Annotated in this window: 16 protein-coding genes; 2 read left to right on the forward strand and 14 right to left on the reverse strand. The window is 32.8% G+C overall.

Features of this window, described 5'->3' with window-relative positions; genetic code table 11:
* Positions 1–1,318 (reverse strand): hypothetical protein (locus tag HM985_RS11025; RefSeq protein WP_449489492.1); only part of this gene is annotated, 1,318 nt, incomplete at its 3' end.
* A gap of 385 nt (positions 1,319–1,703) precedes the next feature.
* On the opposite strand from HM985_RS11025, the gene nadA reads away from it, so the two are divergent.
* Both nadA and nadB read left to right on the forward strand, forming a co-directional pair.
* Positions 1,704–2,699, forward strand: a complete 996-nt coding sequence (gene nadA, locus HM985_RS11030; protein WP_179376311.1) for a quinolinate synthase NadA — start codon at positions 1,704–1,706, stop codon at positions 2,697–2,699.
* A 10-nt stretch (positions 2,700–2,709) separates the two neighbouring features.
* A complete protein-coding gene (gene nadB / locus HM985_RS11035) occupies positions 2,710–4,293 on the forward strand; it encodes an L-aspartate oxidase (protein ID WP_218843412.1) in 1,584 nt (527 codons plus the stop codon).
* A gap of 70 nt (positions 4,294–4,363) precedes the next feature.
* Here nadB and HM985_RS11040 read toward each other — a convergent pair whose 3' ends face one another.
* From HM985_RS11040 to HM985_RS11100, 13 genes are all read right to left on the reverse strand, one after another.
* Positions 4,364–4,663: a hypothetical protein gene (locus HM985_RS11040; protein ID WP_179376312.1), complete on the reverse strand. Its 300-nt coding sequence runs from the start codon at positions 4,661–4,663 to the stop codon at positions 4,364–4,366.
* Positions 4,664–4,678: 15 nt separating this feature from the next.
* The gene (gene cydB / locus HM985_RS11045; protein ID WP_179376313.1) at positions 4,679–5,752 is read right to left on the reverse strand and encodes a cytochrome d ubiquinol oxidase subunit II; all 1,074 of its coding nucleotides are present in this window, start codon (positions 5,750–5,752) and stop codon (positions 4,679–4,681) included.
* Positions 5,753–5,754: 2 nt separating this feature from the next.
* The gene (locus HM985_RS11050) at positions 5,755–7,086 is read right to left on the reverse strand and encodes a cytochrome ubiquinol oxidase subunit I (RefSeq protein ID WP_179376314.1); all 1,332 of its coding nucleotides are present in this window, start codon (positions 7,084–7,086) and stop codon (positions 5,755–5,757) included.
* Positions 7,087–7,261: 175 nt separating this feature from the next.
* On the reverse strand, positions 7,262–7,867 hold the full coding sequence (locus HM985_RS11055; protein ID WP_179376315.1) for a class I SAM-dependent methyltransferase: 606 nt from the start codon (positions 7,865–7,867) through the stop codon (positions 7,262–7,264).
* A gap of 30 nt (positions 7,868–7,897) precedes the next feature.
* A complete protein-coding gene (gene trxA, locus HM985_RS11060; protein WP_179376316.1) occupies positions 7,898–8,194 on the reverse strand; it encodes a thioredoxin in 297 nt (98 codons plus the stop codon).
* Positions 8,195–8,207: 13 nt separating this feature from the next.
* Positions 8,208–9,230 (reverse strand): c-type heme family protein, encoded by a 1,023-nt coding sequence (locus tag HM985_RS11065; RefSeq protein WP_179376317.1) that lies wholly within the window; start codon positions 9,228–9,230, stop codon positions 8,208–8,210.
* Between the two features lie 65 nt (positions 9,231–9,295).
* The gene (locus HM985_RS11070) at positions 9,296–10,066 is read right to left on the reverse strand and encodes a 4'-phosphopantetheinyl transferase family protein (RefSeq protein ID WP_179376318.1); all 771 of its coding nucleotides are present in this window, start codon (positions 10,064–10,066) and stop codon (positions 9,296–9,298) included.
* Between the two features lies 1 nt (position 10,067).
* Entirely contained in the window at positions 10,068–14,057 is a 3,990-nt protein-coding gene (locus tag HM985_RS11075) for a non-ribosomal peptide synthetase (RefSeq protein WP_179376319.1), read from the reverse strand.
* A 37-nt stretch (positions 14,058–14,094) separates the two neighbouring features.
* Positions 14,095–20,766 carry a polyketide synthase gene (locus HM985_RS11080; RefSeq protein WP_179376320.1) on the reverse strand — a complete coding sequence of 2,224 codons (6,672 nt, stop codon included), beginning with the start codon at positions 20,764–20,766 and terminating at the stop codon, positions 14,095–14,097.
* 323 nt (positions 20,767–21,089) lie between these two features.
* Positions 21,090–22,169 carry an alanine racemase gene (locus HM985_RS11085; RefSeq protein ID WP_179376321.1) on the reverse strand — a complete coding sequence of 360 codons (1,080 nt, stop codon included), beginning with the start codon at positions 22,167–22,169 and terminating at the stop codon, positions 21,090–21,092.
* 120 nt (positions 22,170–22,289) lie between these two features.
* A complete protein-coding gene (locus tag HM985_RS11090; RefSeq protein WP_179376322.1) occupies positions 22,290–22,727 on the reverse strand; it encodes a GNAT family N-acetyltransferase in 438 nt (145 codons plus the stop codon).
* Between the two features lie 484 nt (positions 22,728–23,211).
* On the reverse strand, positions 23,212–24,066 hold the full coding sequence (locus HM985_RS11095; RefSeq protein WP_179376323.1) for a methyltransferase domain-containing protein: 855 nt from the start codon (positions 24,064–24,066) through the stop codon (positions 23,212–23,214).
* Between the two features lie 104 nt (positions 24,067–24,170).
* Complete coding sequence (locus tag HM985_RS11100) at positions 24,171–24,974, reverse strand: type II CAAX prenyl endopeptidase Rce1 family protein (RefSeq protein ID WP_179376324.1); 804 nt, start codon at positions 24,972–24,974, stop codon at positions 24,171–24,173.
* Between the last annotated feature and the right edge of the window lie 324 nt (positions 24,975–25,298).

A 25,298-nucleotide genomic window follows, 5' to 3' on the forward strand; every position in this document is an offset into this window, starting at 1 on the left:
TATTATAAATAGCCCCTACAACCGTTGTATTGGTTAAACTAGGTGATGAATTATCATAATTATAAATTCCGCCGCCAACCCCAGCTGCTGTATTCTCTGTAATCACTACATTAGTAAAACTAGGTGATGAATTAGATTGATTCAAAATTCCGCCGCCATCACCACCACTAGCTGTGTTTTCTGTAATCGCTACATTAGTAAAACTAGGTGATGAATAAGTATTATTAAAAATTCCGCCACCATTATAAACAGCTGTATTCCCTGTAATCGCTACATTAGTTAAACTAGGTGATGAATTATTATAATTATAAATTCCGCCGCCATAGTTAGCTGTATTCTCTGTAATCTCTACATTAGTAAAACTAGGTGATGAATTAGATTGATTCAAAATTCCGCCGCCATCATTATTAGCTGTATTATCTGTAATCGCTACATTAGTTAAACTAGGTGATGAACTCCAATTATAAATTCCGCCGCCATAGTTAGCTGTATTCTCTGTAATCTCTACATTAGTGAAACTAGGTGATGAAGAACTATTAAAAATTCCGCCGCCAATATATCCATTATAATTATTAGTATTTATCAGTATCGATGAATAACTATTAGCATTACCTGCCGTAACTTTAAAACCATTTAATAAAGCGCTCCCTACATCTCCACTAGAAACCACCACGTGATAAGTATTATCACTAATATCAGTTAACGTACCAATATCTCCACTTAGAATACTTGTATTAGTTGTAATACTTAAATCTCGGGCAGTTAAAGTAGTTTCTGTACCTGCAAAACCACCGTACAACTGCACATTATTCACCATTAAAAAGGTGTTTTCTCTTGTTTGGTTGGTTCCAAAATTGGCGCCATCTTCTGGGCTATAAAGCGGGTTGTATGTACCGCCTGCTACCCATATTTGTAAGGGCGTTGTTGCCCAACTAGTAGCTTCATTATTTTTTGCCCAAACTAAGGCATCTGCTAGTTCTGGTAGCGCGTTTGCCCAAGAACTACCATCTGCTGTACCACCACTTACAGCTTTATTGACATAAAGAATGTTGTTGCTGTCTGGGGTTGTTGAAGTAGCTAATAATACTGTTTTATTAGCTTTATAATTGGCTAATTGTACTTCTGTAGCATTAGCTATAGCATCAGTTTTTTTAATAACTTCTTCTGCAACCATAGAAGCTTTTATTGAGGCTTTAGCGTCTAATAAAGTTACACCTGTAAAATTTAATGTTGTTGTTTTAGAGACTGCCCCTAGAGGTACTAATGCCATTATAAAAAACAATATTAAATATTTAATATAAAGTAATTTTTGTTTCATAGTGTATGAGTTGGTTATTAATTTTTTGAGATTTTTTTATTAAAAATACTTTAGGTTTTACTAAAATTATAACTACAACGATCATCAAAACAAAGCTTAAATTTTTATAAAACACTAATTTTTAGCTGCCATAAAAAATACAATATCAATCAGATAGAATTGGTTAATTATAATCTATCAAATTTACAGACTTTTATAAGAATAAAAATACGTAGGTATACGTAGTGTTCAATAAATTAAAATTATATATCAATACTTACAAACTATAACTTATATAAAATTCAAGTATATACATGTCTTTTATCATGTTTTAGAAAAAAGTAAGCCCCTACTTTTGCTAAAGACATATGTCTTATTTTAAACTATTTATTGAACCTTATTAGAAATGACAACATTAGAATCCGCAAAATTAAGCCTTAACAAAAAAGGTTATTTAGATACTGAAACACCTAATATTGATTATATAAAAGAGATAAAACGATTAAAAAAAGAGAAAAACGCCATTCTATTAGCACATTATTATCAGAGAGAGGACATCCAAGCCATTGCTGATTTTGTTGGAGATAGCTTAGCTTTAGCGCAACAAGCAGCCAAAACAGATGCAGACATGATAATTTTTGCTGGTGTGCATTTTATGGCTGAAACTGCTAAAATTTTAAACCCAACAAAAAAAGTATTGCTTCCTAATTTATTAGCAGGCTGCTCTTTAGCCGATTCTTGTCCGCCAGATAAGTTTTCAGAATTTAAAAAACAATATCCAAATCACGTTGTGGTTACTTATATTAATTGTTCTGCAGAAATTAAAGCACTCAGCAATTACGTTTGTACGTCTTCTAATGCTAAAAAAATAGTGGATTCGATACCTAAAGAACAACCCATTATTTTTGCACCCGATAGAAATTTGGGTGCTTATTTAAACAAAGAAACAGGACGAAATATGGTTTTATGGGAAGGCTCTTGCCTTGTTCATGAAGCTTTTTCTATGGAAAAATTAATTAAACTATATAAATCACATCCTGATGCCGAGATTATAGCGCACCCCGAATCGGAAGCTCACTTACTTCAAGTGGCTAGTTACATTGGGTCTACTGCTGGTTTATTGAATTATGTAAAAAATAGTAATAAAACTAAATTTATTGTGGCTACGGAAGCCGGGATTTTATTTCAGATGCTACAAGAAAATCCTGATAAAGAAATTATTCCTGCGCCTGCTAAAGAAGATAATACCTGTGCCTGTAGCGAATGTGCTTATATGAAAATGAATACCTTAAAAAAACTCTATTTGTGTATTAAACACGAATTACCAAGTATTGAAGTTGATACTGAATTGGCAAAAAAAGCAATTATACCAATTGAAAGAATGTTAGCGCTTTCAAAATAAATAGTTCTACATGGTAAGTGAAAAAAAAATAATAGAATGCGATTTTTTAGTTATTGGCTCTGGTGTTTCGGGCTTAACTTTTGCTTTAAAAATTGCAATTCAATATAAAAATTCTAAAATCATTATTGTCACTAAAGACGAAAAAACAGAATCGAATACCAAATATGCTCAAGGTGGTATTGCAACCGTTTATGACAAAACGGTAGATAGTTTTGAACAGCATATACAAGATACTTTAGTTGCAGGTGATGGCTTATGTGATGAAAAAGTAGTGAGAATGGTGGTAAAACATGCCCCAGAGCGCTTACAAGAGTTAATTGATTGGGGTACAAAATTTGATAAAAATGACGAAGGCGAATACGATTTAGGTCGTGAAGGTGGCCATTCTCAAAACCGCATTTTGCACCATACTGATGTTACAGGTGCAGAAATTGAACGCGCTTTAATTGCCCAAGTTAATGCCCAACACAATATTGAATTTTTAGAGCATCATTATGCTATTGATTTTATTACAGAACATCAAGCTAAAAAAACAAAAACAAAGCGACACTCTAAAATATCTTGTTTTGGGGCTTATGTTTTAGACGAAAAAAAATCAGTTGTAAAAACCTTTGTAAGTAAATTTACCATGTTAGCTTCTGGCGGCAGCGGACAAGTTTACGAAACAACAACCAACCCAAAAGTAGCAACAGGTGATGGATTAGCCATGGCGTATAGAGCCAAAGCAGAAATTGCTGATGTAGAGTTTATTCAGTTTCACCCAACGGCATTGTATAATCCAGGAGAATATCCTGCTTTTTTAATTTCTGAAGCCGTAAGAGGTTTTGGTGCAAAATTAAGAACAATTGATGGTAAAGCATTTATGCACAATTACGACAATCGCGAAGACTTAGCATCGAGAGATATTGTAGCCAGAGCTATTGATAATGAATTAAAGAAAAGTGGTTCGCCACATGTGTACTTAGATTGCACCCACTTAGATTTTGAAAAATTTAAAGCACATTTTCCTAATATTACCGAAAAATGCGCTTCACTTGGTATAGATATTAGAAAAGATTTTATTCCGGTTTTACCGGCTTCTCATTACATCTGTGGTGGTGTTAATGTCAATAAAAGTGCTAGAACCTCTATTAAAAACTTATATGCTTGTGGTGAAGTTACCAGAACCGGATTACATGGTGGTAACCGATTAGCTTCGAATTCTTTATTGGAAGGATTGGTTTACGCACATCGAGCTTATCTTCATGTTCATAAAAAATTTGAAAACGTGACGATGCCAAAAGGAATCCCCGAATGGAATGATAGCGGCGTGATTAAAAACATGGAAAACATTTTAATTACACACGATAAAAATGAAGTTAAAACCATAATGAGTAATTATGTTGGTATTGTAAGATCTAACGAACGCTTATTACGTGCAGAAAAACGCTTGCGTGTGTTACATAAAGATAACAAACGTTTATATGACCACTCGGAATTATCTTCTGATTTATGTGAATTACGAAACTTGATTATCACCGCTTATTTAATCACTAAATTTTCTAAAAAACGAAAGAAAAACTGTGGTGGTTTTTATAATATGGATTTGGTTTGAAATAAAAAAACACTTGATCTTTAATTTTATTAACATGAAAATGAATAAAGAGTAACTTATAAGTTATGAGCTACTCTTTATTCATTTTACTATAAATCATTTTAGTTACAATTAAACCTAAAACACCACCTAAAGCAGACACTAATAAATTAATAATTAAGCGCACACCATCAAAGTCTCCATCATTCATAATAGACCACGGATCGAAGCCTAATCTGCCAAATGATTTGATAAGAAAAACACTTCCAAAAACACCAATTAAGGTATTGCCTATAACACCGAATGAATATTTTTTATAAACATATCCGGTTACGTTTGCTGCGACTATTCCTATTACAATACTTATTAATGCGATTAGTGTTCCTGTCATAATATTATGAATATTCTAATGGCCATAATCCATGTTGTCAATTTTTCCGCTCATTAATCTTTTTTGAATAATAAAGTAAACAACAATCAAGGCAAAGCCTATAATCCCCCAAATTAAAGCTACAGACAACCCATATTCTGATGCAGACGTATTATAAATGGTTAAATCCTCATGCTTATTATTAATTGAAGGTAATATTACTGGAAATAAAGATGCCAATGAAGAGGTAATTCCACCTAAAATCAACAAAGTTGACAACAAAAAAGCATGACTATTCTTTTTAATTTTTTTAATAAAAAATAATCCTATCAATCCTGTTAAATAAATGACAGGAAATAACATTAAATAAGGCTTATGAATAAAATTATCTAATGAATTGGGGTTCACGTTTTGCCATACAACTAAAGAAAAAATGGTAAGAGTTGCCAAAGCGATGTTTAATTTAAAAATAACACCTTTGAGTTTCTTATTTATAGAGGAATTGGTTTTTAGAATGATCCAATTGGCACCATGGATTGCTAAAGTAACTACAGCTATTAAACCAATTATTATAGTAAACCAATCGATAACTCCTGGATGGTCTGTTAATGGACTAAAGCTACTGTCCCATAACGGTAAGAAGAAATAATGCCCTTCGTGAGCAGACACGCCATTTTCTACACTTCCTAGGTTTACTCCTCTAACAATATTACCTAAAGCGATTCCGAAAAACAACGCTAATAACAAACTAGAAACACCAAAGGATTTATCCCAAATATCTTTCCACATTTGATATTTAAATTGCCCTCTAAATTCTAAGCCGATGGCTCTAAAAATAATTAACCATAACACAATTATTAGTGGCAAATAAAATCCACTAAAAACAGAGGCATAAAATGTTGGGAATGCCATAAAAAGCATACCTCCTGCAGCCACTAACCAAACTTCGTTAGAATCCCAAAATAAGCCTGCAGATTTTGTAATGACTTCTTTATCTTTTTCTTCCTTCGCAAAAAATAAATGAATAATTCCCGCACCAAAATCATAACCGTCTAAAATAAAAAACACGGTTAGGACAATTCCTATTGCTATGTACCAAAATATTTCCATAATTAATGTTTTTGAGGTGTTGGACCGTGGTTAATAGTTTTACCAACTAAGACTAAAAATAACAATCCTAAAAGCATATACAAAGCAACAAAACCAAGTAAAGTAAATAAGGTATTCCCAGATGAAACCGTAGGAGAAATACCATCGCTTGTTCTTAACAAGCCATAAACTAAATAAGGCTGTCTTCCTAATTCTGCAGTATACCAACCGGTAATGTTTGCGATGTAAGGAAACGGTACCAAAAACATGATGGTCCAAAGTAAAGACTTCATGTTGTACAATTTTTTACGCCATAAAAAGAAAAGCGCTAAAGCCATGACCCCTATAAAAATAGTTCCTAAACCGACCATTATATGATAAGAATAATACAGCGCCGGAATATTATCTGGCAATTCATCTTCTTCAAATTGATCCATTCCTGGAATCTGTCTATGCCATTCTTGATAGGTTAAAAAACTTAAGATATTAGGAACGGCAATTTTATTGTCTAACTTTTTTTCTACCATATTGGGTTGACCAATAAGTACTATTTCTGCACCAGCATCTTCTGTTTCAAAAATACCTTCCATTGCTGCAAAAGCTCCTGGCTGATGTTTAGCAACATTTTTTGCATTCCAATCTCCTGTAGGAAAAGCTACTAAAACACTAGATATTAATCCGAAAATAACACCCGTTTTTAAAAATAACCTTCCGTATTCAGAATGCTTATCTCTTAAAATATAAAAAGCTCCGATACTTGCCATCACAAAAGCCGACGTTACAACAGATGCCATTTGATTATGCAAGAAAGCTGGTAATAACCAAGGGTTGGTGAAAAGTGCTGAGAAATTGTCTAATACAAATTTTCCATTATCTAAGATCTCATAACCTACAGGATGTTGCATCCAAGCATTGGTGGCTAAAATAAACCAACCACTTGCCCAAGAACCTAAAAAGACTAAAAAACCAGTTAAAAAATGTAGTTTTTGTCCCATTAATTTCTCACCAAAAATAAATAGTGCTAAAAATGAGGATTCTAAAAAGAAAGAAAACATACCTTCCATGGCTAAGGTCTGACCTATAATTCCACCTGTTAGCTCAGAAAACTTTGCCCAATTGGTACCAAATTGAAATTCCATTGGAATCCCTGTAACGACCCCCATTGTAAAATTAATGGCAAAGATTTTCATAAAAAACTTTGCTGCATTGTTATATTTTTCGATTTTATTTCTGAGATATTTCCATTTGAAATAGACTATCATTAAGGATAATCCCATGGTTAACTGTGGAAAGATGTAGTGAAATGTGATAGTAAATGCAAATTGCAATCTATCGTAAAAAAGCATGTCTTCCATAAACTTTATTTTGGATAATACAAAGTTATGCTTTTTGAAAGGTTTGCTATGTTACATTTGTTACAATTTTAAGCTCTATTTAGTTAAAATTACAATGAAAAAATAATTGATATTAAATCTATTGACTCAATCTAAAACACCATAATATAAAGTACTCATTATATTATAAATACATTTACTTTTTTATACCTAAAAACCGAATTACGTCTGCTTTTCCTTTATGAAATTTGCCTTCTGAAAGTTCTATTGTTTTTTCTTCTAATAATTTAAACTCTAAACCTTTAAATTCTTGTCTTATATCTTCTAAAGAAAATAACATTGCTTCGTTTTTAGGACCACCAGAATTATTTTTTAATTGAGATTTAGAGAAAGCTTCAAAAATAACTAGACCTCCTTTTTTAAGAAATTTCAATAAATGCTGGTTTGCTTCTTTACGAATATCTATAGGAAAATGAGTATAGCATAAACCGATAGCATCAAATTTTTCATTACTTGTATAATCTAATACGCCAACGACATCATAAGTTATTGAAACATTATTTTGCTGAGATAAAAGCAATGCTTTTTCTTTCCCAGTTTTACTGATATCAAAAGCAGTTACAGTCCAACCTTTTGTAGCGGCATAAACAGCGTTACGACCTTCTCCTTCTGCTGGCAAAAGAAGCGTTCCTGCTTTTAACTTATCTAACGCTTCTTTAAAAAAGACATTAGGTTGTGTACCGTAAACAAATTCTTCGCTATTAAAACGATCGTTCCAAAAATCTGCTGGATTATTTTTCATATTGACATCAATTATCTTGTCTTTATGATCTTAATTTTTAGAGTGAATAACATCAATTATTTGATTCTTTTGAAGTACTCCTGATTCTCTCCAAACCTGTTTACCATTTTTAAATAACAACATTGTAGGAACACCTCGTACTTGATATTTTGAAGCTAAAGCTTCATTTTTATCTACATTAATTTTTATGATGGAAACTTTATCCTCTAATTCGTCTTTTACTTGTTTTAAGATTGGTCCTAATGTTTTACATGGTCCACACCAATCTGCGAAGAAATCAACTAAAACTGGTTTATCTTGATTTATTATTTCTAAAAATTTGCTCATACCTGACTTGATTTTATTTATCGAAATTAATACTCCAAATTCCTCTCACTTCATTATTATTATAACCAACAGCTTTATCCATTGGATATAATCTTTTAATTTTTTTTAACGTGGAAGCTTCTATAGTTTCATTTGGTTTTCCGTGACATTGTAAACATATGGTGTTTGTCGTAATGGGATAATAAACCCTTACTTCATTATCTAGTTCTTTTACAATTGGTCTTGCTTCTTCGTGATTAGCAATAACCTTTTTAAAGGTATTTATATATTCTAATTCTTCTGAATTCGCTGTATTTTTTGGGTTTCTTGGTTTATCTGAAACACGTTTTATAATAGCATTATGCACCACAGACATACTATCTGTTAAAGGGTATGCTCGCACATTACAAAATGCTAACGCTTCTAAAGTTCCTTTTTTCTGAATTGTACCTATTAAATTTTTACCCAAAACCGCTTTTGTGGTTAACGCATATTTTAGACCACGCTCACCATAGGGTAAATCTTGAAAATTAGTTTGGGCTTGTTGCATACCACGCTTTTTACCTTGATCATTTCCCATCCCCTTACCTTTTCCATTTCCCATGCCTTTGTCCCTTTCTTCATTGAAGTGATCTTCAAACCATTCTGGTTGATCTATGTTATAATCATACATATAATCCGAAATCTGTTCTATAGTTTTCTCTGTAAATGCTTGTTTAGGCATCACCCCAAATCGTTTTACAGCTCCATACATTTTAGCATCATCTGCATTTGGGTTTTTAATCCAAGCTTGCATTGAAGCAACAAAGTCTTCTTTACTTGTTTCACTATCAATATAATGTTTTTTAATGGCTATCATTGGAGGACCAATTCTATCGGCTTCAGTTGCAGTAGAATTATGGCAAACATAGCAATTAGCTTCCATCATTTTTTTACCAGGATGCTCTGTTACAGATGTCACTTTCTTAACGTTACCATAAGGACTTTTAGCCTTATGATTAGAGTTGCAATTCACAAAAGTTAGTGTTAAAACGAGTAATGTTATACTATTTTTCATTCTAAAGAAATTTAAATAAAAATACAACGTATAACTTAAAGCAGAAGTAACTTATGTTACACTACTTATTCATTAAAAAAAGTCAATAATGTTTCAGCTTTAGGAATTTTACAAAAAATTATGCCTTTATTTTTATCCGTATAAGCAATTGCTGCAGTATGATCTGCATTTAAATTAAAACTACGAACCTCAATGTTTGTAAAACCATCAACTAAAGATGAGGAAACAAAATGAGCCCCATCTAATACAGGAATATTTATAAATTCTTCATCAATACCTTTTCCTGTGGCTTTTACTATAGCTTCTTTTCTTGTCCAGAATTTATAAAAAGTACGTCTTTCAAATTCAGAATGACTTATAAAATTAATTTCTTCAACACTAAAAACACTTGAAAGAATATCAGAATACTTAAAATTACTATCTATCTGTTCTACATCGATGCCTAATTCAAAATTACCAAGAGCAATAACAGCAAAATCACCTGCATGAGACACGTTAAAAAACAATGATCTATCAAGGGGGAAATAAGGCTTATGGTTAGCTTTTTTTTCAAAGTGAATCTGCGAAATATCTAAACCTTTTTCTTCTGCTATTACATACTTTAGAAGCGCTCTGCAAATTATAAACCGATTAGAATCTTTTAATTGATGATAGCGCTGCGCTCGTTTTACTTCTTCAGAAGTTAACGCTTTCAGTAATATATCCGTAAGTTGATAATACAGAGATAATTCAATTTTGAATAATTTAATATCCGAACAGACGTCTTTTAAAACCTCTTGATTGGAATCTAAAACCTCTAAGGCGTCGCAGAAGACTATGCTTTTGGAATTATCCATCTTAATTATTAAGTAAATCTTGTATGATTCTACCTAATTTTTTATCGTTAGGTGGCGACAGCATATTTATATGATTTCCTGATATTACATGTTTATTAACACCACCAATAGCAACTGCTTCCCAACCTAACTTATCTGTATCATGGGCATAAAAAATATCCTCCTCCTCTACTCTTAATAAATCTACCTGTATGTCTAGTGGTAGAATTTGATAGTTCCAAATGGCTTTGTTATGCATTTCATTTAGTACATAGGGCCAACTATGAAGTCGTTTATGTCGTTCTTCTTTTCCAAATTTCAGTTTTAAATAAGTATTATTAATACTATTTTTAATTAACCCTATTCTACGGTCAAAATTTGTTTTACTACTAAACATGGTTTTAGTCATAAATAACAACATTGCTACCGTATATTTAGTATGTGCCATTCTTTTTTCTGCAGGATTAGAATGATAATAATAAGGGTAAACATAACTGTCTAATAATATTACTCTTTTAACTTTTTTATTTTGTGCTATCAGTTTCCTAGCCATTTCAAAAGCTATGACACCTCCAAATGAATAACCCGCTAAATTATAGGGGCCTGACGGATTAGATTGTATGATTTCTGCAATGTAATGGTCAGCCATTTCCTCAACGGTTTTAAGTGGCTCATCAATACCATTAAGACCTTTAGCTTGTAAGCCATAAACCGGTTGATCCTCATCTAAGTTATTAGACAGCAACTTAAATATCATAACATTATGATCTGCACCATGTACAAGATAGATTGGTGCTTTTGCTCCTTTGGGTTGTATTGGCACTAATGAATTCCAAGTTGTTGAGTTTTGATCCTTATCCATATAGAGTGCCAATTTTTCAATTGTTGAATGCGTCATTAACGCAGCCAATGGCAACCTTTTTCCTGTTTCTTTTTCTATAAGCGACATCACTCTAACAGCTATTAAAGAATGGCCTCCAAGTTCGAAAAAATCACTAAAAACACTAATGTTATCAACCTTTAGACATTCCGTCCATATATCTGCAATTAATTGTTCTGTAATTGTTCTAGGTCCTATATTTTGATTTAAATCACCAGTTGATATACTAGTGTTTTTTAATAACGATTTTCTATCAATTTTTCCATTTAGCGTTGTCGGAAATTCTTTTAGAACCTTTATGTCCTGCGGAAGCATATGTGAAGGTAATAATGCTTTTAGAGCCGCTTTCCATTTCTGGGTTGAATTGGGTGAAGTAACATACGATTGACTTGTTATAACAAATGCTTTTAATTGCTCTCTATCTATCATTACAACCGTAGATTCTATATCTTCCATTGTATTAATAACCTCTTCAATTTCACCTAATTCTATACGATGACCTCTAATTTTAATCTGGTCATCCATTCTACCCAAACATTGAACTTCTCCAGTGTGGAGCAATTTCCCTAAATCTCCTGTACGATATAACGTATGGTTTGAAGTCGTTTCAAATGGGTTGAAAATAAATTTTTCTGCTGTTAAATCTGGTCGCTTCCAATAGCCCATAGAAACACCATCGCCAGCAATACATAACTCTCCAATGGCACCAGGACTTACCAACATATTTTGAGCATTTAATAAATACAATTGTGTGTTAGCAATAGGCTTACCAATAGTAATTAAATTATCACTCTTGTTAATTTGTTTTACCGCAGACCAAATTGTAGTTTCTGTTGGTCCATAAACATTCCAAAGGTCATCAACTTTGGTTAATAGTTTTTTTGCTAAAGCCAAAGGCAAAGATTCTCCACCACATAATGCCTTTATAGGCAACTCCGTTTCCCAACCTGAATCTAATAACATTTGCCATGTTGTAGGAGTAGCCTGCATCATGGTAATATTTTCCTTTTTAAGTAAATCTAACATTAACCTACCATCTCTAGCAGTATCATCATCAGAAATAATTAATTCAGCACCTTTTAAAAGTGGAAGAAATAATTCTAAACCTGCTATATCAAATGAAATAGTAGTTATAGATAGTAACCTGTCTGATTCTTTAATTCCTGGTTCTATAGCCATACTAGTTAAAAAATTAACTAGATTTTTATGAGAAACTTGTACTCCTTTTGGTTTTCCTGTTGACCCCGAAGTATAGAGTAAATAGGCTATGTCGTCTTGATAAACCTCAACGTTTAAAGCTTCCTTTGAAAATTGAGGTAACTCTGAGAATAATTTTTCTATTATTAACGTTGACGCTTTTGTATCTAATTTTGAAGAAAAGGCTTTTGCTGTTATTAAAACCTTAGCTTCAGAATCATTGATCATAAAATTTAAGCGATCATTGGGATAATTAGGATCTAATGGCAGGTAAGCTGCACCACATTCCATTATTGCTAACAACGTTACTACTAGTTCTATAGAGCGTGGCAAGCAAACCCCTACAAAATCACCTTTATTTATTCCATTCGTTTTTAGGCTATGCGCTAATTGATTGACTTGTTGCTCTAAAGTTTGGTAGGTAATTTCAGTATTTAAAAATTTAATCGCTTGCTTTTTAGGGAGTTTTTGAGCCTGTATAGCTAATAACTCATGTAATGGCAAATTAGAATATGAGGCGTCAGTAGCATTAAGCTTTTTATAATCTGTATCATCCGTTTTTATAATATCTGAGATGGTACGCTCTGGATTTTCAACAATTTTCTCAATGATATCCTCTAAGGAAAGCATCATTTTTTCTATTGTAGATCTCGTAAAAAGCGATGCGTTATATTGCCATTCTAAAACAAAATTATCTTCTGTACCACTTGCATTTAAAAAGATTTCAAACGCTTCATGAGTTCTTGGATTTGTTGTTAATGTAAACGTTAAATCTTTGAATGAAACCAAATTACTCATGCCCATATCGATATTAAAAACGACTGGTACCAACGGTATACGCGAAGGATCTCTAGCTATAGGTAATTTTTGAAGCAATTGACCAAAACTTAACTGTTGATGATCATAAGCATCAAACATTAAAGATTTACGGTCTTTTAAATAAGCACTAAAAGGTTGCTCTAGTTTAACCTTACTTCGTAATGGTAATAAATTAACACAATGGCCTATTAATTGCGTTTTTCCTGTAACAGCTTGTCCTGCTGCTGGTAAACCCAAAACAATATCATTCTGTCCTGTTTGTTTACACAAAAACAGTTCAAAAGCAGTCATTAAAGTAGTTACAAAACTGCTACCTGCACGTACACCTGTTTTCTTAAATTTAGCTAACAACTCGCTGTTTAATGGAAAATCAAGACGGTTACTTTTATAATTACGAACTTCTGGCCTTGGAAAATCCGTTGGTAGATTTAATTCCGGAACATCAGATTTATACTGATTTAGCCAAAAATTTTCAGTCTCACGAAATTCTTCACTAATTAGAAATTGCTGGTGCTCATCTGCATAATCACTATAGGTAATTGGCTCAGGAATCTCAAGATCTTCTTTAGATACGTTAGAAGAATATAAGAGTCCTAATTCTTCAATCATTATACCTGTAGACCAACCATCACAAATAATATGATGTGCTGTAAGTACCAATTGGTGCTCCGATTCACTTATTTTTATTAATCCTGTTTTTAATAATGGCCCTTTAACCAAATCAAAAATCATATTAGCATCTGCTAAAATGTACTGTGCAATTTTATGTTTTTTCTCTGAATCTGTAAGATGAGAAATATTAGTATATCCTAAAGGAATAGATACCTCCTCGAGTATACTCATAAAACGTCCATCTGTACTAAAGATAGCACGTAATGACTCATGTCTTTTGACGAGTTGTTTTATGGCATCTTCCAATGCTGTTTTATCCAAATCACCTTTTAACACCAAAGAAACAGACTCGTTATAAGATCTATTAGCATCCTCACCTCCTATTTTACAACCAATCCAGATTTCTGCTTGTGATTGTGTACAGAAAATCACCTTTTCAATTTTTGGTCCATCAAAAGGATTGAAAGGTACTTTTTTACTTGTTTCGGTTGGTTGTAAAATCATTTTTATAAAACGGGTTGGATCCTGTTATTTTTATTTCTTATAAGTCTATTCGAAGGAATTCATCTTTCGTTTTCTCATCATTAACAAACCATGCTGGATTACCTTCATCATCGAGACCCAAACGTGCATTGGGAACTGGTGGTGTATTTAATTCTTTTGTCGATAAATTTTTAATACCGTCAGTAATATTTGTATTTGGTACTGAGGTAAAGATACCGACCGCTACCAATTCTTCTATACTCTTAATAAAATTCTTAATTAAATAATCAATATCATCGTCTGTAAACGCTTCAGTCATATAGCACGGAAAACCATCCCAAATATGAAATCCTTTTTCTCTCATTAAGACAAAGAATAATTCAGAATACGGAATTTCTTCTAAAAATGTTGTTCTCCATAACGAACGATAATGCGTTATCTGAACAGGAAGACTATTATTTTTAAAATATGCGTTAAGCTCGGTCGCTAAACGCTCTGTTAATGATGCTAAACCATCTTGAAGTGCTGCTCCTTTATTTTTAAAATGATTTAACGAGGCTCTTGCCGCTGCTAATGCTAAGGGATGGCGTACAAATGTCCCTGCAAAATAAGTAACGCCTACTTCTGGGAAAGAATCGTCTCCATATTGCCAAAAGCCACCATCAAGCGCATCCATATATTTTCTTTCACCAAGAATAGCTCCGATAGACATACCACCACCAATAACTTTTCCGTAAGTTGCAACATCTGCCTTTATGCCAAACAAAGCTTGAGCACCTCCAAGATGCATTCTAAATCCTGTAATAATTTCATCGAAAATAAGTACTGATTCAGAAGCTTTAGTAATTTCTCTTACTTCTTTTAAAAACTCAATAGGTTGAAATTCTGGTCGGCGACTCTGCACGGGTTCTACTAATACTGCTGCTATTTCGTGTGCGCGCTCTTTAATAATAGCTAAACTTTCTTCAGTACCATAGTCTAAAATCAACATGTTTTGAACGGCCTCTGGAAGAATACCTGGAGCTGCAGGAAATGTTCTTAATTTTTTTGATCCTCTAACAATAACCTCATCATTAATACCATGATAAGAACGTGAAAAAGCGACAATAAGTGAACGTCCTGTAACTGTTCTTGCAATACGCATGGCACCTAACACAGCTTCTGAACCCGTATTACACAATGCTGCACGATCTAGACCTGTAAACTCACAAAGCATTTCACAAACCTCACCTGCTAATGGATGTTGTGGACCGACTTCAAAACCTTGTTCTATTTGGTGGTGCAATGCTTCTTTTATAAAGTCGGGTTGATGACCAAATAAACAGGCACCAAATCCATTTAGAATATCCATGTATTCATTACCATCCAAATCCCAAAGTTTATTACCTGAAGATTTCTCTATAACCAATGGATACACAAGCTCTTTAGTTAAAGGTTTAAAACCAGAAACGACTCTAGGATCTGCCATTTTTGGACGATGCTGTTGTGCATAAGCTTTGCTCTTCGCTGTTTTAGTATTATAACTTGTTATTAAGTTCTTTAAAAACAAATTTTGATCGCTACTTAACCCTGTAGATAATTTATCTATTTTGGGAGAGGCACCAAAAGGTTTTTGGTGTTCTTTCTTTTCTTCTTCGGTTCTACTATCGTTTGTTGAAAGTAATGGAGAAACAGAATTGGCTTTACTCTGAGTCTTAATATGAGGTGTACTTGGTACATTTGAAACAACTGGTGCACTTGCCGCCATATTAATTTCATTCCCTTGCATTAATTGAAGTTGTTGCCCTAGAAGTTGTAATTGTTGAGCTATAAGATTTAGCGCTGGGTTTTGACCTGCTTGTGGTACAGCATATGAATTTTGAATAGGGTTCGCTGCTGTTTGCTGCACAGGTGCTGTAGCCACAGGGTTAACAGTGACTTCTGGAGCGTAAACTTCTGCAGGCAATATCTGATCTAAATGTTCTGCTAATAAATTTGGAGTCCCAAACTGATCATTAAGTTGTCTAAAAGTTACAGGGACATTAAATTCATTTTTACACGTAATAGCCATTTGTGTTAGAACAAGTGAATCTAGTCCTAGCTCTAAAAAACTTTGATCTGATTCATTGGCATCAATTTCCAATCCAGAATTATCTTCGATTATATCGGCTATTTTGTTAAGTAGTATAGACTTTCTCATGATCTGAGTATTTATATTAGACGCGTTGTCAATAGTGATATTTTCTTCAACTTTACCTCTTACCAAATCTGGATGTACTAAAGTATTTATCGTTGTTTCAATACGTGGAGGATCTAACCAACAAGGTTTTCTATCAAACACATAAGATGGTAACTCAACTTTCTGTCTACGCTGACCTCCATAAAAAGATTTCCAATTGGGCTCTATACCATTTAACCATAAATCTCCTAACGCAGATAATACGGTATGGTAAGCATTTTCTCCCTCCTTAGGAATAGATAAACTGGCTATAGATGCTACCGATTTTAAGCCTTTCTTTTGCATTGATAACGTTGTAAGTGCTCTGCCAGGACCTATCTCTAATAGCACTGGATCTTCTAATCCTAAAACCGTTTCCATGGCTCCAGAAAAGTTTACCGCTGCTCTTAAATGGTTGGTCCAATAGCTCGTACTTGTGGCTTCTGCATCTGTAAGCCAATCTCCTGTTACGGTTGAAACTATTGGTAAGCGAGGTACATTTAAAGTTACTTTTTTGACCTCATCTTCAAAAGCTCCCAAAACAGGATCCATCATGATGGAGTGAAACGCATGACTTGTTGATAAAAGCATATTTGCAATCCCTTTATCATTTAAGTTATTTGCAAAATCTTCAACGTCTTTATCTGGACCTGAAAGCACGATCAAGCGATCAGAATTTATAGCTGCAATAGATAATGTTTTGGGGATTAATCCTTCAAGGTTTTCAATATTTGTACGTACCGATAACATACTTCCTCCGGGTAATTCACTTACCAATTTTCCGCGAACGGCTATTAAATGTAAAGCATCTTTTAACGTTAAAATACCCGCTAAATGTGCTGCGACAAATTCACCAATACTATGACCACATAATAGCGTCGGTTTAATTCCCCAACTCATCCAAAGTTGAGAAAGTGCATACTCTACTACAAATAATGCAGGCTGCGTAAACTTGGTATCTTTTAATTGTAACTCAGCATCATTACTGTTTAGTTCTGGATATATAATTTTCCTTATGTCTAATTTTAAATCGGCTTTTAGCAATTCTGCACAATCATCCACAGCATCTCTAAAAACAGTTTCACCGTCATAAAGGGCTTTTCCCATTTGTAAATATTGTGAACCTTGTCCAGGGAATAAAAATGCCATTTCACTAGGAATAACCTTTAGTGTATTGCTATTTATCGCTTTAGAATCTTCAGTATTTAAGATGTGACTAGCCTCTAATGTATGACCTGCGATTGCGAAACTCCGATGATTAAAAACATCTCTTGTCGCATTTAACGAATAAGCAATATCTGCAAGTGCTATTTCAGGATTTGTTTTTACATAATTACCAAAAGCATTTTGATATCCTAGTTGACTATTTTCTGATTTAGCTGACCATGTTAGTAATTGCAAAGGCCTGCCCGAATCTGTTGTTTTCTCTTCGGCTATATATTCTTCTAAAACAATATGTACGTTGGTACCACCAACACCAAAAGAGCTGACTCCAGCAATTCGCGGAGATTCAGATTCCCAAGCTCTTAATTTATTATTTACAAAAAATGGACTGTTTTCAAAATCAATAGATGGATTAGGTTTTTCAAATCCTAAAGAAGCAGGAATTTGACGATGCTTCATTGCCAAAGTCGTCTTAATTAATCCAGCAACTCCTGCTGCTGCAGTAAGGTGACCAATATTACTTTTAATAGAACCTATGGCACAATAGCCATTAGATTCTTGTTCTCCAAAAGCCAAACAAAGCCCTTCTACCTCAATAGGATCGCCTAAAGGAGTCGCGGTTCCATGGGCTTCTATATAACTTACCTGAGAAGGTTTAACATCAGCATCTAATAGCGCACTGTTTATTGCTCCTGCTTGCCCTTCTACACTAGGAGCTGTAAAACTACCTTTATCACTTCCATCATTATTAACACCTATTCCTTTTATAACTCCATGAATTATGTCACCATCTCGTTTTGCATCTTCTAAACTTTTAAGAAGTACTACTCCAGCACCATCACAAAACATGGTGCCTGTACCATTGGCATCAAAAGACCTACACTGACCATTAGAACTTAACATCGAGCCTTCTTGATATAAATGACCGCTATACATTGGTGACGTTACACTAGAGCCTCCTGCTAAAGCAACATCGCATTGCCCATTACGAATAGACTCAACGGCTTGAGCAATTGCTAGTGAAGAAGTTGAACATGCTGAATGTACACTTACTGCTGGTCCTTTTAAATTTAAATGATATGCAGTACGTGTTGCAATGTAGTCTTTATCATTAGTTGTATTGGCTTGTACTTCCCCGATTTGACTCATCAATTCTTTGTTAGGAAATACATTATTAAGGAAATACGTATTAATATAAACGCCTGCAAATACACCAATTTTACCGTCGTAAAGATTTGGCAAATATCCAGACTGTTCTAATGCTTCCCAAGATATCTCTAGAAATAATCGTTGCTGAGGATCCATAGCAGATGCAAGTTTTGGGTTGAGTCCAAAAAACTTAGCATCGAATGTTTTTGCTGAAGGTACAATACCTCTTGCTCCAACATACAATGGGTTATTACGTAATTCTTCTGGTAGGCTTTTATCTAATTCTTCTGGTGTAAAAAATGAAATCGTTTCTTTTCCTTCGCTTAGAACCTCCCACAATTCATTAATTGTAGATGCACCAGGAAATCTTCCTGCCATACCTATAATTGCAATATCACTATTTGATTGCCGCTTATTTTTCCGCTTTGAATGGGCAAATGTAGATTTATTTTGGTCAAGTTCTAAAAACTGAGCTAACCCAGAAATTGTAGGATATTGATAAATCTTTGTAACGGGTATTTTTACGTTCAGGTTTTCGGCTATTAAAACAGCTACTTTTTGAGTTAAGAGTGAATTACCTCCCATTTCAAAAAAGTTATCATCAATACCAATTTGAGGTATATGCAAAGCTTTACTCCAAATTTTTGTAATAGCTTTCTCTATTTTAGTTTTCGGTTTTCTTAAAAGTGGTGCATTAAGAGCTCTTTGATATTCTGGAAGTGGCAGATTCTTTTTATCTACTTTACCATTTGTGGTCATAGGAAAATGGTCCAACCACATAATAAGTGACGGAATCATATATTCCGGAAGAATTTCGGAAAGTTGATGACGTACATTATTAGAATCTTTTGTGTTATTCTCAGATTCTATATACGCTACCAATCTTGCTTCTCCTGTGTGATTACTAGAAATAACAGTGGCACGTTTAATATTTGGAAGTGTATTAATAGCCGCTTCAACTTCTCCAAGTTCTAAGCGATAACCACTAATTTTTACTTGGTCGTCTTTTCTTCCAATAAATTCTATGTTTCCACCAGGAAGCCATTTTGCCAAATCTCCTGTTTTATACATCAGACTATTCTGCTCAAATGGGTTTTCAATAAAGCTTTTGGTAGTGAGTTCTGGTAAGTTTAAATAACCTTTTGCCAAACCAACACCTGACATGTACATATCACCTGCAGTTCCTACAGGCAGTATCTCCATATCTTTAGATAAAATATAAACTTTTGTGTTTTGTATAGGCTTTCCTATTGTTAATACCGTATCATGATCATCTTTTGAAGAATATTTATATAACATTGAAGTTACAGTTGTTTCTGTAAGACCATAGGCATTATAGAAATCACATATCGTGCTTAATTTTTGAGCTAATGTTAGTGAGCATGTTTCACCACCTGCTACAATTCTTCTGAGTGATTTTATTTCAGATAAACCTTCAATGGTTTCAAGATAACTTGGAGTGCTATTTAAATGTGTTATGGAATGTTTCTTTATAAAATCTGCAACGGCATGGTCTTTTATGGTTTGCTTATCTACAATTACCGTTGTGGCTCCATTAAATAAGGCTAAAAATATTTGCTCTATTGAGGCATCAAAAAAATAGTTAGAAAATTGTAATATTTTATCTGTACTATCTAAACCATAATTTTGAGTTTCACCTAGAATAAGACTAACAACCGATATGTTTTTAATCATTACGCCTTTGGGATTCCCTGTGGTACCAGAAGTGTACATGACATAAGCAAGGTCACTAGATTTTGAATCTATATTTGCGAGCGGCTTATCACTATATTCTTTTCTTGAATTGATAAAATCTTTAATAACAGCAGCATCAATAGTAAATTTACATTTACAATCGTTTACAATAAATTCTTTTCTTACTTGCGGAGAATCAATATCTATAGGCACATAGGTTGCACCTGCTTTAAGTATGCTAATGATACTTATTACAATCCACTCACTTCGCTCAATCATTAAACCAACAAAATCTGTAAGACTTAGGTTATGATTAGCTATTAAAAAGTTGGCAAATTGGTTAGAAATAGCATCAAGTTCTTTAAAACTTAATTTCTCATTTCCATATATAACGGCATAATTATCCGGAGTGGATTGCGCTTGCTCAATAAACAAGTCTGCAATTGTTTTGTTACTAGGGAATTCAGTGGAGGTATTATTAAACTTCCTTATTGATTCAATTATCGCTTCTTTCCTTAATTCCATAATATAAAATCCTATCTTTTAAAGACTTAAATAGCTATTGGTTTAACTTTTTAATATCAATTACAATTAAAACAGAGGGGTTAATTAGGGAATGGCTAAGCTAATACTAATTTTCAATTAGCTAAAAACTTTTAGTCGTACAACACTTTTTTCGGATTAATAACAACGGCTTTTAATTCTTATAAAATTAAACCAAAATGATTGTGAAAAATTGATTATAACACAAACAGAATCAGCAATTAATAGCGTAATACTCTAAACTCTTATAACTAAAAAACTGATTGCCTTATTTATTAAAATCTGCCTTGATTTTATAAAACAACTTAGACATACACCTTATCTATAAATTTAGAATTCAGCAACCTAACAACCGCCATATAGTTGAGTTTAAATTTTATTTTATCACCAAGCTTATATTGTTCTTTGTTTTCACCTAAATCAATAACAAACATATCTGAAGTTGCACCAACATATAGAAAACTATTTTCAGCTTCAATATCACTTTTACTCACATCTAATAATCCGAAATCTAAAATAGCTTTGTAAGATCTAACATTATTATTTTTTTCGTTATTATGAATTGTTTCACTAGAATGAGCTGCATTTATAATTCCACCAGGCACAACATTCTTTACTTGAAGTTCTATAATATTTGCATGCAACTCAAACGTATCTGTATTTAGCTCTTTAAATTGTTTGCCATCCAAAGGACAAATACCTAAAAATGCCGCTTCACCTACTCTAAAGTGATTGATCTCTTTTGGTATTAAATTATTTTCTATGAGAGGAAGTGTAATGGATGTGCCACCTGATAAAAACTTTAAGTCTGTATTGAACTTTTCCGATATAAGGGTTTTACTAAGCGACAATTGCATCAGGTTTTCAGGTGTTGGCGCTACACCAAACAAACACCCTAAATTTGAGCCAATACCCAAAACTTCGATATGAGAGAGGTTAAAAACACTTTTATAAAACGCTAAGATATCTTCATTATTTATGCCTTCTCGTAGGTCACCTAGCTCTACCATAATAATGATTTTATGGATCACATTTTTTTTCCTTGCAGCCTCATTTAAAGCTTCAATTGTAGTAATGGATGTGTTTAAAGAAATATCTGCATAGGTTACCACATCATCGGCATGTTCTGCTATAGAGGGGTTGATGTAAATTGTTTTTACATCAGGATATACCGCTCTAATGTTTCGTAAACTCATTAATCTAGAATCTCCAACCGAAGGAATCTTTTCGATAATATCTTCTGTTAATATGGTTTTAATAAAAATTTTGTCTCCAGAAAATAATTTAGTAATTAAACTCCACGCGATGTTATGAGTTTCAAAATAATAACTTAAATACTTAAGGTTTTCTTTTATCTTTTCTGAATGTATAATTAACTCTGCCATTGCAATTTGTTTCTTTTCAGTAAATTGAAAAATTATAAAAGTGCTAAAAACATCAATTAAACTAGGTTATAAGTTAATGAGACATCAAACTAGCAACTTAGATCCTGATTTTAAGTCGCTTTATTTTTCTAGTCGCATTTCTAAATACTTATTGGTAAAGCCCAACTTTTCATAAAGCATTTTTGCTGGATTATCTTTTTCACAATGTAAAGCGATAGCGCCTTCACAATTATCTATTGCAAATTGCATTAGACTTTTCCCAAATCCTTTTCTTCTATGGTCTTTATGAGTTGCAATGTAAACCAAAATATTCTCTGGTATATACTCATCCATTCCTGTTTTATTAATAACAACGGCTCCTATAATTTCATCATCTTTTTCCATAATAAAAACATGACCACCTAAACTAGGACGATCTTTTACAGCGTAATCAATAGCTTTCTTTATGGCACTTATAGGATCCCCGTATTTTTCTAGATGTGTAAATATAAAATTTGCGACTTTTTCTTTTTCGGTCGGACTTATTTTATTTAAAGCATCATAAGTAATTGTCTTCATTTTTTATTAATTGAGTAAAAATTTGTAGCCCTCATAATTCTTCACCTTTTGTGAGGTGCTTTTAACTTTTAAGAAGAATGAAGAATACCGAAACATACCTTTTATGTATGCTATTCACATGGTTAATATTATTTTTTTTAATCCAATAAAATTTCAAATGTAAATTGACACTTAACACATCTTATAATAAAGATATCAAAAGTCAAATACAGTATTATTATTTAGTTCTAGGGGGTTATGAGAAAATAGGGAGAAATCTCATAATTTGTATGTTAGTACTTAATAATCTCAATAGTTAAAATAACTAAGGCAAAAATTAAATTATGGTTTAAATATAATAGAAGAATTATTTAATATTTCTTTATTCCTTTATAAACCTAAAAAAATCGATAACTTGAAGATAATGCTTAAATTCCATTAGCTTAAAAGCTTAGTATAATATAAGAGTTAACCTTTTAATTGTACGATTAACAATCTCGTTTTCCTAAAAGTTTTTTGCACCGATGACACTTATAATATTAGTATGCCCTTGTTCTTCTTTTTGTTCTTGATGCCAAATTTTAAAACCAGCATCTTTAAACAGTTTTACATAATTATGAGAAAAAGAGCCTTCTACACCATACACCTTAGAATTTGAATGCCTTTCATAATTATGTTCTGCATCCGTGGGTTCTATAGCATAAAATATAACATGACCTAAACTATTTAGTTTTTCAAAAAAAAGACTTAATTGTTGTTGGCTAAAGTATTCTAAAACGCCTCTAAACGTAAAAAAGATAAAATTACCCTGTTTCTGTTGTTCTATCCAATCTAAAACATCTCCTGCAACAAACTCTAGTTTAGGATTACTTTTATAAGTGCTATTATTTGTTTTAGTTTGTTCTTTACTTAGATCTATACCTATCAGTTCTTCTACATCAGAATAACTTGAAGATAAATAGCTTAAAACACTACCATTACCAGTTCCTATTTCTACTAATTTCCCGAAAGTAATAGAATCTTTAGATACTTCATTCCTAAGAACATCGAGTATCGTTTTATAAGCAGGTAGGTGAACATTCTCAAGGTTATTTTGTGTATTATTTACAAAATCATCGCCTTGTTTAACCCAATAGGTTTTGTGTAATTCTGAGAGCTTGTCATGATCTTTGGCTTTTTCAATTTTCTTTAGAATGGCTCTTCGCATTAAGCGTTCTGTTGAACTCAAATGATCTCCTAATACAAGAGTCAAACCTTTTTCAGATAATTGACGCACTTTGTTTGGACGCAATACAACAAGTAAATTACCCAATGTACTTGTAAGGAATTCGACAAAAACAGATCTAATTTTTCTTTTCATAATACACTTAAAGATTCATATTATCTATTGTTTCTTAGTATTAAGCAAGGCTATAATATACGATTCTTGCCTATTTTAAAATCAATTCTGATTTACTTATTTTTTTAAAGACTAGCCACTCTAGAGGCATTCTTTATTTTCTTCTTATTTATAAGATAATCGAAACTCCATAAGCCTAGCATTACTAGAAAATAAATAATTCCAAACGTAGTGTATGTAGGTGCACCTCCATTTGTTGGTGAAATGGGGAAAGACACCAAAGTTAAATTTACCATAGACTGTAATATAAGCACGCAAATACCACTCTTAGTACGACTGTAGATAAAGGAACACATACCTGCAACGCCAAACATAAATATAAATGCAGATATTATTGGGATTTCAGGCATAATACCTTCACCTAGAAGAATCACAGGAATAAACCATAACGTCCAAAAAACAGCCACAATTTGACCTGCGTAAAAGGGCTTTGTTATTTTTGATAATTCTCGAATGCAATAACTTACCCACACAACTTCGCCAAGGAAAGCCCATACCATATAAGCAATATACGCCCTTAACGTTGTGGTTTTTACAGTGATAAAAGTATCATAATCGACATCATTATAGAAGCTCTTTAGCACCAACGTCATAAGAGCAATCGTTGCAGGAAAAACCAAACTTAAAATATACCATTTAGGATGCACCTTCCAAGTTAGCATAGGCTTAAATAAATTTTTAATCCCCTTATTACCTCTAGTATACTTTAAAATACAGATTAACATAAACAAAAGGATACAGAAACGACCTGTGTTATAAGTAGATTCAGAGATATAACCTTCAACTCTCGTTAGAACAAAAAATACATTTACAACAGGGCAAAGAACTAAAAATATCCAAACTTCATACTTCTTCACAAAATCTCTCATACTTTATTTATTGTATTAAAAACACCTATTAATTAATTAATTAACTCAATCACATGCTAAAGAACTAAATAAAGACATTTTTCTTGTTTTAGAACTTGCAAATCAATACTCTTGCAAATCATTCATAATGAATAATTTAAACACAGATTTAATATTAATGTTGAAAGTTTAAAAAAAAGTTTAAGACAACAATACATTTCCTATGAAAAGCTATAATTTAAGTTGAGTGACTCAGCAGGGATTAACAAACTTGCAATACGCTTAATTTTTAAATACTTAACATAAATAACCCATCTTTCCTCTAATAAATTGAAACAATTAGCT

The sequence above is a fragment of the Winogradskyella wichelsiae genome (assembly GCF_013403925.1).
Classification (GTDB): Bacteria; Bacteroidota; Bacteroidia; order Flavobacteriales; family Flavobacteriaceae; genus Winogradskyella; species Winogradskyella wichelsiae.

Bases quoted from the DNA above. Each gene is read 5' to 3' on its own strand.
- nadA (WP_179376311.1), top strand. From the start codon at position 1,704: ATGACAACATTAGAATCCGCAAAATTAAGCCTTAACAAAAAAGGTTAT.
- nadB (WP_218843412.1), top strand. From the start codon at position 2,710: ATGGTAAGTGAAAAAAAAATAATAGAATGCGATTTTTTAGTTATTGGC.
- HM985_RS11040 (WP_179376312.1), bottom strand. From the start codon at position 4,663: ATGACAGGAACACTAATCGCATTAATAAGTATTGTAATAGGAATAGTC.
- cydB (WP_179376313.1), bottom strand. From the start codon at position 5,752: ATGGAAATATTTTGGTACATAGCAATAGGAATTGTCCTAACCGTGTTT.
- HM985_RS11050 (WP_179376314.1), bottom strand. From the start codon at position 7,086: ATGGAAGACATGCTTTTTTACGATAGATTGCAATTTGCATTTACTATC.
- HM985_RS11055 (WP_179376315.1), bottom strand. From the start codon at position 7,867: ATGAAAAATAATCCAGCAGATTTTTGGAACGATCGTTTTAATAGCGAA.
- trxA (WP_179376316.1), bottom strand. From the start codon at position 8,194: ATGAGCAAATTTTTAGAAATAATAAATCAAGATAAACCAGTTTTAGTT.
- HM985_RS11065 (WP_179376317.1), bottom strand. From the start codon at position 9,230: ATGAAAAATAGTATAACATTACTCGTTTTAACACTAACTTTTGTGAAT.
- HM985_RS11070 (WP_179376318.1), bottom strand. From the start codon at position 10,066: ATGGATAATTCCAAAAGCATAGTCTTCTGCGACGCCTTAGAGGTTTTA.
- HM985_RS11075 (WP_179376319.1), bottom strand. From the start codon at position 14,057: ATGATTTTACAACCAACCGAAACAAGTAAAAAAGTACCTTTCAATCCT.
- HM985_RS11080 (WP_179376320.1), bottom strand. From the start codon at position 20,766: ATGGAATTAAGGAAAGAAGCGATAATTGAATCAATAAGGAAGTTTAAT.
- HM985_RS11085 (WP_179376321.1), bottom strand. From the start codon at position 22,169: ATGGCAGAGTTAATTATACATTCAGAAAAGATAAAAGAAAACCTTAAG.
- HM985_RS11090 (WP_179376322.1), bottom strand. From the start codon at position 22,727: ATGAAGACAATTACTTATGATGCTTTAAATAAAATAAGTCCGACCGAA.
- HM985_RS11095 (WP_179376323.1), bottom strand. From the start codon at position 24,066: ATGAAAAGAAAAATTAGATCTGTTTTTGTCGAATTCCTTACAAGTACA.
- HM985_RS11100 (WP_179376324.1), bottom strand. From the start codon at position 24,974: ATGAGAGATTTTGTGAAGAAGTATGAAGTTTGGATATTTTTAGTTCTT.